Raw genomic sequence first — 14349 nt, forward strand, 5'->3', positions numbered from 1 at the left:
TTTCACCTCTTATCTATGACCTTAGGATATTTGCCTTCTCCCTTTTCAAAAGAGCTAAGAGAGGCAAATTTTACCTTAATAGGAAGATTGATCTCAAGTAAGAGTTTTTCTTCCAGTTTTTTGCGTAATTCCTCTTGAGCAAGAAAGGAGTCTGAAAAAAGTTTTTCCCCTAAGGCAAGGTATATTAATACCTCTTCAAGCCCCTCAATTCTTAGCAGATGAATCTGATAGGGTGGTAAATCTCCAAGAAGCTCACTCATTATCCTATCCACCTGAGCAGGATGGAATTTGATGCCCCTTACAATGATAAGGTCATCTCTTCTTCCAAGGATTGGAGATGTATAGATGTAAGGGCTCTCACAAGGGCAAGGGTCTACCTGAATACTCAAAAGGTCTCCTGTGCGATAGCGTATAAGAGGAAAAGCCTCTTTGGTAAGGGTGGTAATAACGAGTTCTCCCACCTCACCAGGAGCTACAGAATCTAAGGTCTCGGGATTTATGACCTCTATGAGAAAGTGTTTTTCTTGAAAATGAAGGCCTTTTTTTTCTTTACATTCATAAGCAAGGCCTGGCCCAAAGACCTCTGTAATACTGTAAAGGTTATAAACATCAGCCTTGAAGGTTTCTTCGAGACGATTTCTTTGAGCCTCAGTAAAAGGTTCACCACAGAGAATTATTTTTTTTAACATAAGACTATTAGGATTGATCCCGGTTTGCGGAAGGACTTCAGAGAGCCAGAGGGCATAAGAAGGGCTGCAGATAAGCACAGTGCTTCTGTAATCCTGAAGGATTTTTAGTTGTTTCCGGGGATCTTCAAAATGAACGGGTATGACTGAGGCCCCTATCTTTTCAGCTCCACTCTGAATTCCAAAGGCAGAGGAAAAAAGCCCGGGGTGGAAAGTGATCTGTAAAACATCTTCCTTAGATATGCCTAAGTTTTTTAAGGCAAGGGAACTGATTTCTGTTAAAGTAGCAAGATCATTGCGAGTATAACCAACCACAATTGGTTCTCCTGTTGTGCCTGAGGTTGCAAGAATTCTTACCACCTCTCTTAAAGGCACAGCAAACATGTTATAGGGATAATTTTCTCGGAGATCTTCCTTCGTGGTGAAGGGAGCCTTTTTAAGGTGCTCAAGCTCGGAAAGATCTTCAGGATTAAAATTGAACTTGTCAAAGAGGTGTCTATAAAAGGGGACTTCTTTATAGACCCGATTTAAGATCGCCTGAAGCCTCTCTAATTGTAAAATTTTTAAATCTTCTGGCATGGCAACCTCCCTTTATAGTGGAGCCTCCCTGTCTACCTCTCTTCCAAGATAAGCCCTCTGAATCTCTGGATTTTCAAGAGCATTTTTGGCCTCTCCTTCATAAATGATTTTTCCGGTCTCCATTACATAGACCCGATCTGCAATCTTTAAGGCAAGTCTTGCGTTTTGTTCCACAAGGAGGATGCTCAAATTGTAATTCTCCCTGAGATTTTGAATATACTGAAAGATTTCAAGGACTAAATTAGGAGCAATTCCCATGGAGGGCTCATCAAGGAGTAATAGCTTTGGGTTGCTCATAAAGGCTCTGGCTATAGCAAGGATTTGTTGTTGTCCACCTGAGAGAGTTCCAGCTGGGGCCTTTCTTTTGGTTTTTAAAATTGGGAAAAGGGCATAGATCTCCTCAAGTTTTCTCTCAAATTCTTTTTTCTTTTTGAAATTATACCAGGTATAGGTCCCAAGAAGTAGATTTTCTTCAACACTAAGGGGTTTAAAAAGGCCTTTTCCTTCTGGAACAAGGCTTAATCCCAAACGCACTCTCTCCTCTGTTGATAGGAATTCTATTTTTTGATTCTGAAAGAGAATTTCTCCTCCCTTAGGAAAAAGAATCCCCATCAGGGTCTTGAGAAGGGTGCTTTTTCCTGCTCCGTTAGCCCCAAGTAAGGCTACAATCTCTCCTTCTCCTACATGCAAAGAAATCTTTTTCAATATGTGTAGATTTCCATAATAGGCGGAAACACCCTTTAGATAAAGCATACTTAGAGTTCCTCTCCTAAATAGGCCTTAATAACCTCTGGATCCCTTTGAATCTCTGCAGGAGGACCTTCTGCAAGGACCTCTCCAAAATTTAGAACTGTGATCCTGAAGCTAATGTTCATAACCAGTTCCATATCATGTTCTATAAGAAGAATGGTAAGCCCATGTTTTTCATTAAGCCTTTTTAGGACTTCTCCAAGGAAACGTGTTTCTCTGTGATTGAGACCAGCGGCTGGTTCATCAAGAAGAAGTAGTCTGGGTTCTAAGGCCAGGGCTCTTGCAATCTCAAGGAGTTTTTGTTCTCCAGCGGGAAGATTTTTAGCAAGCTCCTTGGCTTTAGAGCCTAAGCCTACCTCCTCTAAGTAGGTAAGGGCCTGAGATTTAATCTCCCCTTCGCGTGGATTTCCAAACTCCCCCAAAAAAAGGCTTTTAAGCATCCCCCAGGGCTTTTTGGCAAAAAGTGCCACCATTACATTTTCAAGGAGACTGAGCTCAGTGAAGATTTCTAAAAGCTGGAAGGTTCGCGCAATCCCCATTTTGGCCCTATTTTCAGGAGAAAGAGAGGTAATTTCTTTTCCATGAAAGAAGATTTTTCCACTGTCTGGCTTTTCAAGACCATTTAGAATATTCAGGAGGGTTGTCTTACCAGCACCGTTTGGACCAATAAGGGCATAAATTTTCCCTTCTTCAAGGGAAAGGTTCACACCCTTTAATACCTCAAGGCCTCCAAAACTTTTGAAAATATTTGTTGCCTCTAAGAGATAAGCCATTTTTGAAACCATCCTTTAATTGTCCCCACCAGCCCCTCTCTAAAGAAGAGAAGCCCAAAGGTGAGAACCAAACCATAGAGGAGAACATCATATTCTTTAAAGGGTCTTAAGACCTCAGGCAGGAGGGTTATAAATAGAGCCCCAAGTAGGGCCCCCCAGAGAGAATGCATTCCCCCAATCATAACCATCATAAGAATCAGGATGGAATAAAAAATTGAAAAATTTGCTGGACTAAGAAAAGTCACGAAATGGGCATAAATTCCACCAGAGAGAGCTGTGTAAAAGGCACTGAGCATAAAGATTTTAATTTTTAAGGAGAGGAGGTTTACTCCAAGGGTTTTTAAAGCAATCTCACTACTATGGAGGGCTTTGAGCGTGCGTCCGTAGGTTGAGGTGGTAAGATTTTGGGAAAAAAGGAAAAAAACCCAGAAAAGGAGCCAGATAAAAATCAGATAAGCAAGGGGGCTTTCTAAGGTATAAGAGCCAAAGTTAAGCTTGGGTATATCTCCAAATCCAGAAGGACCTCCTGGTCCCCATTCATTTAACAAAAGATAGATAATTTCACCAAAGGCAAGAGTTGCCACAGCTAAATAATGCCCTTTTAGACGCAGGGCTGGAAGGGCTAAAAATATTGAAAAAAGGGCACTCAGGGAGGCGGAAATAATTATACTTAATGGCACAGGAATATTATATTTTAGAGTAAGAATTGCAGAAAAATAAGCTCCAAGTCCATAAAAGCCATTATGTCCAAGGGAGATCTGTCCTGCAAGGCCCATAAGTAAGGAAAGTCCAAGGGCTGAGAGGGCATTCAGTCCTGCCATAACAAGGACAGTATTTAGATAGGGGTCTTTAAAGAGAAAACCTGCAAAAAGTAGTAAGAGACAAAAGAAAAGACTTCCTGAATAGGAATTAAAGAGGAGTTTTTTCATAATTTTCTTAAACCAGCTGTCTTAGCAGATTGAAAGAGACCAGCAGGCCTGAAAAGCAGCATAAGAAGGAGTAGCAAAAGAGCTATAGCATCTTTTAAACCTGAGTGGATATAACCTGCTATCATAGATTCAAGAATACCGAGGAGAAAACCTCCAGCCATTACTCCCCAATTACTGCCCAGACCTCCAAGGATAGCAGAGGTAAAGCCTTTGATGGTGAGCATAGGACCCCTATCATATTCCATAAAAGTAATGGGGGTGATTAATATTCCTGCCAGCCCGGCAAAAATTCCACTCAGGATAAAAGAAAGCATTACCATTCGGCTGGTCTTAATTCCCATGAGTTTAGCTGAAAGCGCATCAAAGGCACAGGCCTTCATGGCTCGTCCTAATAGGGTTTTATTAAAAAAGACAACCAGAAAAAGTATGGTAAGAATTATAAATAGAAAGATCCAGAGAACCTGTTTTTGAATAATAGCAGATCCCAAGAGAATGGGGGCTCCTTCTGTAAGAGGGGCAAAGCCGTAAGGGTCCTTTCCAAAGGCAAACATCAAAAATCCCTTTAAAAGAATTGAAAAGGCTATGGTTACAAGGATTAAAAGAAGTGGATCTGCTTTTTCAAGAAGGGGTCTAATGGTGAGTCTCTCCATAAGTAGTGAAGTAAGGCCAGCTATTCCCAAGGTGAGAATGAAGGCTACAGGATAGGTAAGCCCCAGTTTTTCCAAAAAAAACCACATCCCAAGACCACCGAGGACTACAAATTCCCCCTGAGCTAAATTAAGAATTGATGTTGTATTATAGATAATATTAAAACCGAGGCCGATGAGGGCATAAATGGCCCCCACCGTTAGCCCCGAGAGAAAAAACTGTAGAAAAAGTTCCATTGGTTATTGGATAATTTCCCAGTCTCCCTTTTTCACTACCACCATTTCAAAGGAAGAGGCATCTAATCCGCAATGATCCTTTGGACTGATATTAAAAACTCCACTTATACCTGGCCAATTTTTGATTTTATGTTCAATATAATCTCTAATTTTGGCAGAATCGGGGCCTACTTTCTTCATAGCCTCAACAACCATCATAAAGGCATCATAAGCATGGCCAGCAAAGGTTCCAGGCTCAGTTTTATATTTGGCTTCATAGGCGCGAACAAAACCTTCTAAGATCTTCTTTTGGGGATGTTTTTCAGGTAGCTTATCCCAGACTACGATCCTTCCAAGGGGAGCAATAACTCCTTCGGCTGCAGATCCTGCAAGCTGAATATTTTTCTTGCTTCCCCAGCCATGAGATTGAAAAAGGGGAATATTTAGTTTTAGGGCTTGCCAGTTTTTCACAACAATAACCTGGGTTGGTCCAACAGACCAGTTAATAATGGCCTGAGCTCCAGCTTTGTGAGCTTTGAGAAGTTGAACAGTCATATCTGAATCTTCAGGTTTATATCTTTCATCAGCTACTACCTGAATTCCAAATTTGGGTGCAAGCTCAAGAAGGGCTTTCCTTCCTTGATCTCCAAAACTATTGGTTATGGTAAGAATACCCACCTTTTGAATTCCCTTTTTTTGCATATAACGATAAATAGCTTCAACGGCACTTCTATCATACTGAGCGGTTTTAAAGACCCAGTATCTCTCATTAACAGGCTCGGTTATACCGGTTCCTGCAGCTAAGGAAATGAGAGGAATTTTGGCCTGTGAAATAATTGGAATAACTGCCATACTTTCTCCGGTTGTAGAGGGGCCAAGGATTGCAACTACTTTGTCCCGTTCAATAAGTTTTTTTGCAGAAAGCACTGCCTGGCTCTCTCCACTTTTGGAATCCTCTATAATCACTTCAAGGGGTCTTCCATTGATACCGCCTGCTTTGTTTACCTCCTCAGCCAGCAAGAGAAGGGTATTTTTTTCCTGTTCTCCAATAAAAGAAGCAGGACCTGTAACACTTAGAATAGCTCCGATTTTAATAGGCTCTTTAGAATAAGAAAAACCTATCACACTAAAAAGAAAGGCTAAAATTAACAAAAGAACCCTCAGTCCAGCCATTTTAGACCTCCTGGTATAAAATTTTGTAAAGTTATAATGTAAAATCTCAAAATGTCAATCTCTTGTGTGCGTCCAGGTCTTTTGAGACTTAAATAGTAGGGGTTTAAAATTTTATACCCCTTGAATTTTTTTTGTGGGTCTGTTGTAGTACAGACATTCTTGTCTGTGTTTCTTTCACAGATTGGAGTGTATTTTACTTTCACAGGCAAGATTGCCTGTGTAACTTTTACAGACTTGTAAAGCCTCCCTTGTTTAGATATCTAATTCCTCTTTTACCACCCTTCCTTTTTTCTTGTAAGGATCTGAACTTATGCATCTCTTATAAGGATGGCAGAGAAGAATCCATCAAGGCCATGTCTATGGGGATAGCTCTTAAAAAAGGTTCCCTCTATTAAAGTTTCTCCTCTTTCAGCACAGAGTTTTTTTAAAATAGGAAGAGGGGAGTGTAGGGAGAACTCGGGATTTTTTTCAAGAAAGGTCTCAATGACCTCTTCATTTTCTTCTGGTTCGAGGCTACAGGTTGCATAAAGAAGTTTTCCTCCTTTTTTAAGATAAGGGGCAAGCCCTGAAAGTAAATGTAATTGTTTTTTGAAATTTTCTCTGAAATCTTTTTTTCTCCTTACCCATTTGATATCTGGATGTCTACGAATGATACCTGTTCCAGAACAGGGAGCATCAAGCAAGATTTTATCAAAGCTCCTAATTTTTAATCTTTTAAGTCCCTCTACAACATCCCCTTTAAAAACTTTGGGTTCTCTAAGGCCTAATCTTCTGAAGTTTTCTTTAAGTTTTTTCAAGCGGGATTCGTAAAGGTCAAAAGCAACTATTTCAGCCTGGTTATTTGTAAGTTCTGCTATGTGGGAGGTCTTCCCACCAACTCCGGCACAGGCATCAAGGATTAATTCCCCGGGTTTGGGATCAAGAAGAAAGCCAGCTAATTGACTGGCTGAATCTTGGACACTAAACCATCCCAGCTCAAAACCCTTTAGCTCGGCAATCTCTCCTCTAAATTCTTTAAGCACAATCCCATAGGGGCTATATTTACAGGGCTCAGCAGAAGGAAGAACTTCCTCTTGTAGATATTTTAAAAAGTTTTCCCTTGAAACTCTTAGAGGATTTACTCTTATCACTAAGGGAGGTTTGCTGTTACTTGCCTGAAGAAGCCTTTCCAGTTCCTCAAGTCCAAAGCGCTTAAACCACTTAATTATCAACCACTCTGGAAAGGAGTATTTTATACTCATGTAATAAAGAGGATGCGCCCTTGGGGGTTCGGGAAGATTGGCTTTTTTTTCGGCAATTCTGTGCAAAATTGCATTGACAAAACCTCTTATCCAGCTTGCTCTCCTCCTCTTTAAAAGGAGCTTTAAGGTCTCCGCAAGAACTGCTCTCTCTGGGATTTTCGTAAAAAGCAATTGATAGATACCAAGCCTTAGGGCATTTTTAACCTCGGGGTCCAACTTATGAAGAGGAACTTTGGAAAATCGCTCAATCAAAAAATCCAGATAAAGGAGATGTCTCACAACACCATTTACCAATTCCCCTACTAAGGCCCTATCCCTTTTATCAGAAAGGGGATTTTGGGTAAGTAAATGGGTGAGGAGTGCATCTAAAGGGGGTTTGTCTTTTTCCCAAAAAATTAAGGCTCTAAGGGATAGGGCTCTTGCATCCTTGAGAGAATTGGCCATACAATTTCCTTTAAGCCCATTTGAGGGCAAGCTGTCTCAAGCTAAATAGTCTATCTCTAAGAATTGCTGCCCTTTCAAATTCATAGTTCTTGGCAGCTCTCTTCATCTCCTTTTCTACTCTTTCCATCTCCTCTTTTAGCTCTTCAAGGCTTGTGAAGTGTTCATCAATCTCAACAACTTTTTCAAGATCCACAAAATCAGCCTCAACCATTTTCATAAGAGGATCCTCTAAGGATTTGACAATTGTTTGAGGAGTTATCCCATGCTTTAGATTATATTCTTCCTGGATCCTTCTCCTTCTTTCAGTCTCCTGGATAGCTTTTTTCATGGAGGGAGTTAAAGTTTCCCCATAAAGAATGGCTGTGCCATTTACATTACGAGCAGCTCTTCCCATAGTCTGGATAAGACTTCTTTCTGAACGAAGGAAGCCCTCTTTATCCGCATCAAGGATAGCCACAAGGCTTACCTCAGGTATGTCCAATCCCTCGCGCAAAAGATTGATTCCTATAAGGACATCATAGACCCCTCTTCTAAGATCCCTGATAATCCGAGCCCTTTCAAGGGTCTTTAAGTCTGAATGTAGATAACAGGCCTTGATCCCCAATTCCTTGTAGTAATCAGTAAGCTCTTCAGCCATTCTTTTAGTAAGGGTGCAGACAAGGACTCTCTCTCCTGCAGAGACCCTTTTTTTTATTTCAAAGTAAAGATCCTCTACCTGATTGGTGGAAGGTCGTACCTCTATTTTGGGATCCAGAAGTCCCGTAGGTCTTATAATCTGCTCAATAATTCTACCCTTAGCCTTTTCAACTTCATAATCTCCAGGGGTAGCTGAGACATAAATAACCTGATTAACCCGTTCTTCAAATTCTGAAAAGGTAAGAGGGCGGTTATCAAGAGCAGAGGGGAGTCTAAAACCATACTCAACCAGAGTTTCCTTTCTTGAGCGATCTCCTCTAAACATTCCCCTTAGTTGTGGTATGGTGATGTGGCTTTCGTCAATAAAGAGGAGAAAATCATCCGGGAAGTAATCCAGAAGGGTATAGGGAGGCTCCCCGGGGTTCCTTCCATCTAAGTATCTACTATAGTTTTCAATGCCCTTACAATAACCAGTTTCTTCAAGCATCTCAAGGTCATAGAGAGTTCTTTTTTCCAGTCTTTCTGCATAAAGGTAATGCCCCTGAGCCCTGAGATAACTAACTCTTTCTTTTAGTTCTTTTTTGATTTCTTCAATAGCTCGGAAGAGATTGGCTTCCGAGGTAACATAGTGGCTGGCTGGAAAAATTACCACACTCTGGATTTTACCCAGTACCTTTCCCCTGAAGGGGTCAATAACCTTGATATCTTCAATCTCAGCACCAAATAGGGATAGCCTGAGGGCCTTTTTTTCTTCATGGGAAGGAAAGATCTCAATAAGATCCCCCCTTACTCTGAAGGTGCCGCGGGTGAAATCTGTCTCCACTCTTTGATAATGCATGGTAACAAGTGCCCTTAAAAGTTCATCTCTTCTCAATTGTTGTCCCTTTTGAAGATATAGATGTTTGGAAAAATATTCATGTGGTGCTCCAAGCCCATAAATACAAGAAACACTGGCTATAACGATGACATCTCTTCGGGTGAGGACTGAGGTTGTGGCTGAATGTCTTAGCCTATCAATAAAATCATTAATAGAGGCATCCTTTTCAATATAGGTATCAGTTGCAGGGACATAGGCTTCTGGTTGATAATAATCATAATAGGAAACGAAGTATTCCACTGCATTTTCCGGAAACAGTTTTTTAAACTCATTGTAGAGTTGTCCGGCTAAGGTTTTGTTGGGAGCGATGATAAGGGTAGGTCTTTGCACCTTAGATATAACCTGGGCCATGGTAAAGGTCTTTCCAGAGCCAGTAACTCCAAGAAGAACCTGGTGAGCAAGGCCATTCCTTACTCCTTCAACAAGCTGGGAGATGGCTTTGGGTTGATCCCCTCTGGGTTCAATCTCAGCTTTAAGTCTAAAGAGTAATTCCTTCTTAGGTATTAAGATCTCCATAAAACCTTTTTACCTCTTCGGTATAATCCAGATTTTTTCCTTGATAAATGTATAGCGGGGCAAGGATCCTTAGGTCTTGCCTGACTCCTTTTAGGGCCTTAACAAGAAATAGTCTTGCCTCATCCCCGGGGTAGGAATGAACAAGGCGTAACACTTTAGGTTCTAACTTGACCTCTCTTAGTAGGTCAAGAAATTCTGCAAGTCTTGAAGCCGTAAATATGGCATAGAATCTACCACGATTTTTTAAAAGTTTAGCACAGGACTTAAGAAAGCTTTTGAGAGTAAAGGTCTCCCTTCGGGCAAGATTTTCAAGGAAGTAGGGACTTGTCCTGCCTGAACCTGCCCTAAAATAGGGAGGATTAGCAAAGAGGACATCAAAAGAATTGGCTTTAAAGGGAGGATAAGTTATATCTCCTCGGAGAGCATAAGTTCTTTCTTCAAACTGATTGGCCTGGATACCTCTTTTTAGGGCCTCAGTGTAAAGGGGATCAATCTCAAGAAGAAAAAGCTTTGCCTGAGGAAACCTGATAAGGACAAGGAAACTTATGATACCTGTCCCTGCTCCTACCTCAAGGACTCTCTCATTTTTTTTAATCTCTAAAAAATGTGCAAGAAGCAGGGCATCTATCCCGAAACGATAGCCTTGGCGAGGCTGAAAGACCTTTAAAGTCCCTTTATAAAAGAGGGTCTCTTCAAGAGCAGAGGTATAATTATTTTGGTAGTTCCTTTCTGTATCTTTCAAGCACATAGGAGATAGCTTCATTTTTAGTTTTTAATACCCCTTCAATTGCTTTTATTTCAACCTCTTCAAGAATCTCTTTGAAAAGTGGCCCGGGTTTGAATCCTATCGCAATCAGATCCTTTCCTGTTATAAGTCGTTCCCGTTTTTCAACCCTTTCCAGGTCTTGTTGAAAACTCAAGAGGTCTTTAAAAAAGGCCTTAAGTTTTTCTTCATAATCTTTTTCTTTATCCGGTCCCCGGGATGCCAGAGAGTCAGCCATTGCAACTATCCATAGAGAAAAGAGCTCCGAATGGGCCTTAAGGAGATTTCTTTTAGCTCGAGCACTCAAGGTCTTATTTTCCCACTCTTTAAGAAGATGGCACGGTCTCATGTGGTTTTTAATGAGGCTAAAAACCCAATCCGCAATCTCATTTTTAAAACGAAGGGCCTTAGCCCTTGCTATCCAGAGCTCGGCACCTTTTGATTCATGGCCATAAAAAGTTATTCTTTCCTCAGATTCACCATAGGTATAGCCTTTGCCAAGGTCATGCAAAAAACTTCCTAATTTCACTGCGATAACAAAGTCTTCCTCATTAAATATTTCGGGAATTTCATTCAGCCCAAGATATTTTTTCGGTTCTTTAAGAATGATTTCTGCCCACTTTAGGGCCTCTAAGCTATGAGCAAAGACATCTAAGTGGTGAAAACTGGGTTGAGGAAGGCCTTTCGCTGGAATTATCTCTGGAAAGAGTATCTCAAGAACTCTATCCTCATCCATGGCCTTAAAGGCTAAATAGGCCTTGTCAGAAATTAAAATATATTTTAGTTCCATGGAAAGTCTCTCAGGGGCTATGAGTAAAAGCTTCTGAGCCTGATTCTGAAAGTATACGCGCGTTTTTTCTTCAAGATAACCATAATTTAAAGCATAAAAGCGATATCCCCTGAGGATTCGTAGGGGATCTTTTTTTATATTCTCTTCTCCTAAGGCCCGAATAATTCCTTTCTGGAGGTCAGAATAACCATAAAAGGGGTCATAAAGATAGAAAGGGCCCTCAAAAAGCCCCTCCAGAGGAATAGCCATGGCATTAAAGGTAAAATCTCTTTCTCTAAGATCCTCTTCAATGGTTTCCCCACGATAAAGGGTAAGATCAAGGGTGTAGCCTCCTTTAGCCAAACGATAAATACCAAATTCTTCTGAAAGGGGAACAGGGCTGAAGGATAACACCTCAGCTAAGTATTGGTAAAGAGCGTAGATGTCATATTTTACTGCGATATCAAGGTCTGTAATTCTTTTACCCAAAAGAAAATCCCTTACCGCACCCCCAACAATAAAGAGATCTTCTCGATGGGAAAACTTTCTCAATTGAGATAATAGCCTATCCTTTTCAGGAAAGGTAAGTAATTCAATAAAAAGGGCTTTATCCTTTTCTGAAAGTTCAACCATTAAAGAATTTGGAATTTTTTTATCTAAAATATAAAACATTTTGGCTAATTTTAATAGGATTAGTCCAATTATCTCAAAAATATTTTCCCCCTCTTTTGGCATAGGCTCTCCTCTTTTTTTTGCCAAAAAGGCAGATACACCCCCTGTATAAGCTCAGATCCTTACAAGAAAAAAGGAAGGGTGATAAAAGGGGAATTAGATATCTAAACAAGGGAGGCTTTACAAGTCTATGAAAGTAACACAGGCAATCTTGCCTGTGAAAGTAAAATACACTCCAATCTGTGAAAGAAACACAGACAAGAATGTCTGTACTACAACAGACCCACAAAAAAAATTCAAGGGGTATAAAATTTTAAACCCCTACTATTTAAGTCTCAAAAGACCTGGACGCATACACCCCCTTTGCTTTTTTTAAAAAGATATTAAAATTTTAGTTATGGGTATTTTAGCTTTGGATTTAATTAAGACATTGGAAGAGCTTGATCCTCCTGTCAGAAAAGCCATTATTAAAGTTCTGGAAAGAATTGAGCAGATAATTGAGGATACTGTTAAGCGAGAGGATTTTTTTGAGTTAAAAAATATTGTAAAAGAACTTGCTATAGCCCAGAAGAGAACTGAAGAGAGAGTTGAGGAACTTGCTATAGCCCAGAAGAGAACTGAGGAGAGAGTTGAGGAACTTGCTATAGCCCAGAAGAGAACCGAAGAGAGAGTTGAGGAACTTGCTATAGCCCAGAAGAGCCTTGCAGAAGAGGTAAAGAGGCTTGCTGAGGAGCAGATAAAACTTGCTGAGGCCCAGAAGAGAACTGAAGAGAGAGTTGAGGAACTTGCTATAGCCCAGAAGAGAACTGAGGAGAGAGTTGAAGAACTTGCTTTAGCACAGAAGAAGACCGAAGAAGAATTAAGAAAGCTTACCGAGGAGCACAGGAAAACCCGTGAAGATTTAAAGCAATTAAGACAAGAATTTGGCGGTTTTACAAGAAGTTATTCTTATGCCTTTGAAAATGAGGCTTATAGGAATCTTCCCAGGGTATTAAAAGAAAAATATGGTATAGAAATTGTGGAAAAATTTGTGCGGACAGAGATTGAAGATGAGGAAATTAACTTTTTTGCCAGAGGTAAGTTAAATGACAGAGAAATTTTAGTAGTTGGGGAGGCAAAACTTAGATTTGATGAGAAAAAAAAGGATTTTGAGAGAACTTTAAAAGAATTAGAAAGAAAAATAAGTGCTGTTAAAAAAATTTATGGAGATAAAGAGATAGTGAAACTTTTGGTTACGCACTTTGCAAAGCAAGGCGCATTAAAGATGGCAGAAGAGCGTGGAATTTTAGTTATTCAAAGCTTTGAATGGTAAAGCGAGATAGTTCCTTTTTTAATGAAATATTATAAGGGCTTGTTTAGGATGCAAAAGAATTTATTATTTAAAACATCTTTTAGATAGATAAAAATTATGAAAATAATTACTCTTGGGAATCCCATTTTAAGAGAGAAGGCAAGGCCTGTGAGTGAAATTAATGGGGAGCTGAAGACCCTTATTGAGAAAATGGCTGATCTTATGTATAGGGTAAAAGGTTTAGGGCTTGCTGCCAATCAAGTGGGAATACCAGAGAGATTTTTTATTATGGATATTGCTCAGAAGGAAGGTAAACCCCTCCTTGAGGTTTACATCAATCCAGAGATTATTTCAGCAGAGGGGGAAACCGAGTATGATGAAGGATGTTTAAGTATTCCAGGCTATTATGCCAAAGTTGATAGATTTTCCAGGCTTTTTATCAGGGCCTATGACCTTGAGGGAAAAGAATTTGAAAGGGAACTCACAGGGCTTCACGCCATAGCCTTTCAACACGAATATGACCATTTAGAAGGGATACTTTTCATTGATCGGCTCTCTCCCCTTAAAAGAGAGCTCTTTAAAAAGTGGTGGAAAAAGAACGCCCCCTCTTCTAAGTAATAAGCCTAAATCTTTCTATGTTTTTAGCCCTTCCTTCGGAATTTAACTCTAAAAAGACCCCCTCCAATTTGTAGGGAGGAGAACTCTCAACCTCAAGTTTTCTTCCCACCATGGTGACATAAAGTTCAAAGGCCTGATGAATCTTCATTCCAATAATACTTTCTAAGCTTCCGCACATACCCACATCTGTTATATAGGCCGTTCCCTGGGAGAGTATCCTTTCATCAGATGTCTGGACATGAGTATGTGTGCCAAGGACAGCTGAAACAAGGCCATTTAAGAAGTATCCAAGGGCAAGTTTTTCAGAGGTAGCTTCTGCATGAAAGTCAACCAAAATAAAAGGTGTCTCCTTAGCAATATCTTGAGCAAGGGCTCTACCCACAAGGAAGGGATTTTCCAGGGGCCGCATAAAAATACGGCCCTCAAGGTTTAGGACACCAAGCTTGAGCTCTCCTCTGGTAAGAAGACTCCAGCCCTTACCAGGAGCTCCAGGACCATAGTTGGCAGGTCTAACCACTTTTTCAGTTTTCTGTAAATAGGGAATAAATTCTTTTTTCCAGACATGGTTCCCTGTAGTAAGAAGATCTATCCCGTAGGAAAAAAGTTCCTCTGCCACTTTTTCTGTTAATCCATATCCACCCGCTGCATTTTCACCATTAGCAATGACAAAATGAGGTCTGTATTTTTTAATAAGTTCAGGTAAAAAATCTTTTACAGCCCTTCTGCCTGGCGAGCCAACAATATCCCCTAAGAAGAGTATCTTCATGCT

13 protein-coding genes are annotated in these 14349 nt (G+C 40.3%); 2 read left to right on the forward strand and 11 right to left on the reverse strand.

From position 1 onward, the window contains the following. Positions 1-2: 2 nt before the first annotated feature. The 10 genes from THC_RS07295 to THC_RS07345 form a co-directional block, all read right to left on the reverse strand. A complete protein-coding gene (locus tag THC_RS07295; protein ID WP_068515453.1) occupies positions 3-1265 on the reverse strand; it encodes a phenylacetate--CoA ligase family protein in 1263 nt (420 codons plus the stop codon). 12 nt (positions 1266-1277) lie between these two features. Then, positions 1278-2018 (reverse strand): ABC transporter ATP-binding protein, encoded by a 741-nt coding sequence (locus THC_RS07300; RefSeq protein WP_068515456.1) that lies wholly within the window; start codon positions 2016-2018, stop codon positions 1278-1280. 2 nt (positions 2019-2020) lie between these two features. Then, positions 2021-2788: an ABC transporter ATP-binding protein gene (locus THC_RS07305; RefSeq protein WP_068516734.1), complete on the reverse strand. Its 768-nt coding sequence runs from the start codon at positions 2786-2788 to the stop codon at positions 2021-2023. Continuing rightward, positions 2773-3717 carry a branched-chain amino acid ABC transporter permease gene (locus THC_RS07310; RefSeq protein ID WP_068515459.1) on the reverse strand — a complete coding sequence of 315 codons (945 nt, stop codon included), beginning with the start codon at positions 3715-3717 and terminating at the stop codon, positions 2773-2775. Before THC_RS07310 ends, THC_RS07305 begins: the two co-directional genes overlap by 16 nt. Next, entirely contained in the window at positions 3714-4601 is an 888-nt protein-coding gene (locus THC_RS07315) for a branched-chain amino acid ABC transporter permease (RefSeq protein ID WP_068515462.1), read from the reverse strand. Before THC_RS07315 ends, THC_RS07310 begins: the two co-directional genes overlap by 4 nt. A 3-nt stretch (positions 4602-4604) precedes the next feature. After that, positions 4605-5753, reverse strand: coding sequence for an ABC transporter substrate-binding protein (locus THC_RS07320; protein WP_068515464.1), 1149 nt, complete (start codon positions 5751-5753; stop codon positions 4605-4607). Between the two features lie 308 nt (positions 5754-6061). Next, positions 6062-7438: a 16S rRNA (cytosine(967)-C(5))-methyltransferase RsmB gene (rsmB, locus tag THC_RS07330; protein ID WP_068515470.1), complete on the reverse strand. Its 1377-nt coding sequence runs from the start codon at positions 7436-7438 to the stop codon at positions 6062-6064. A gap of 10 nt (positions 7439-7448) precedes the next feature. After that, positions 7449-9467, reverse strand: coding sequence for an excinuclease ABC subunit UvrB (uvrB, locus tag THC_RS07335; RefSeq protein ID WP_068515473.1), 2019 nt, complete (start codon positions 9465-9467; stop codon positions 7449-7451). Continuing rightward, positions 9448-10215 (reverse strand): tRNA1(Val) (adenine(37)-N6)-methyltransferase, encoded by a 768-nt coding sequence (locus THC_RS07340; protein ID WP_068515475.1) that lies wholly within the window; start codon positions 10213-10215, stop codon positions 9448-9450. Before THC_RS07340 ends, uvrB begins: the two co-directional genes overlap by 20 nt. Continuing rightward, positions 10178-11734 carry a CCA tRNA nucleotidyltransferase gene (locus tag THC_RS07345; protein WP_068515478.1) on the reverse strand — a complete coding sequence of 519 codons (1557 nt, stop codon included), beginning with the start codon at positions 11732-11734 and terminating at the stop codon, positions 10178-10180. The genes THC_RS07340 and THC_RS07345 overlap by 38 nt, the downstream gene beginning before the upstream one ends. A 334-nt stretch (positions 11735-12068) precedes the next feature. On the opposite strand from THC_RS07345, the gene THC_RS07355 reads away from it, so the two are divergent. Next, a complete protein-coding gene (locus tag THC_RS07355) occupies positions 12069-12983 on the forward strand; it encodes a DUF4443 domain-containing protein (protein WP_068515482.1) in 915 nt (304 codons plus the stop codon). Between the two features lie 96 nt (positions 12984-13079). Beyond that, entirely contained in the window at positions 13080-13580 is a 501-nt protein-coding gene (def, locus tag THC_RS07360; RefSeq protein ID WP_068515485.1) for a peptide deformylase, read from the forward strand. Here the strand turns inward: def and THC_RS07365 are convergent. Continuing rightward, positions 13573-14346 carry a TIGR00282 family metallophosphoesterase gene (locus tag THC_RS07365; RefSeq protein WP_068515487.1) on the reverse strand — a complete coding sequence of 258 codons (774 nt, stop codon included), beginning with the start codon at positions 14344-14346 and terminating at the stop codon, positions 13573-13575. The genes def and THC_RS07365 overlap by 8 nt on opposite strands. Positions 14347-14349: the final 3 nt, after the last annotated feature.

It is taken from the genome of Caldimicrobium thiodismutans, assembly GCF_001548275.1.
Classification (GTDB): Bacteria; Desulfobacterota; Thermodesulfobacteria; order Thermodesulfobacteriales; family Thermodesulfobacteriaceae; genus Caldimicrobium; species Caldimicrobium thiodismutans.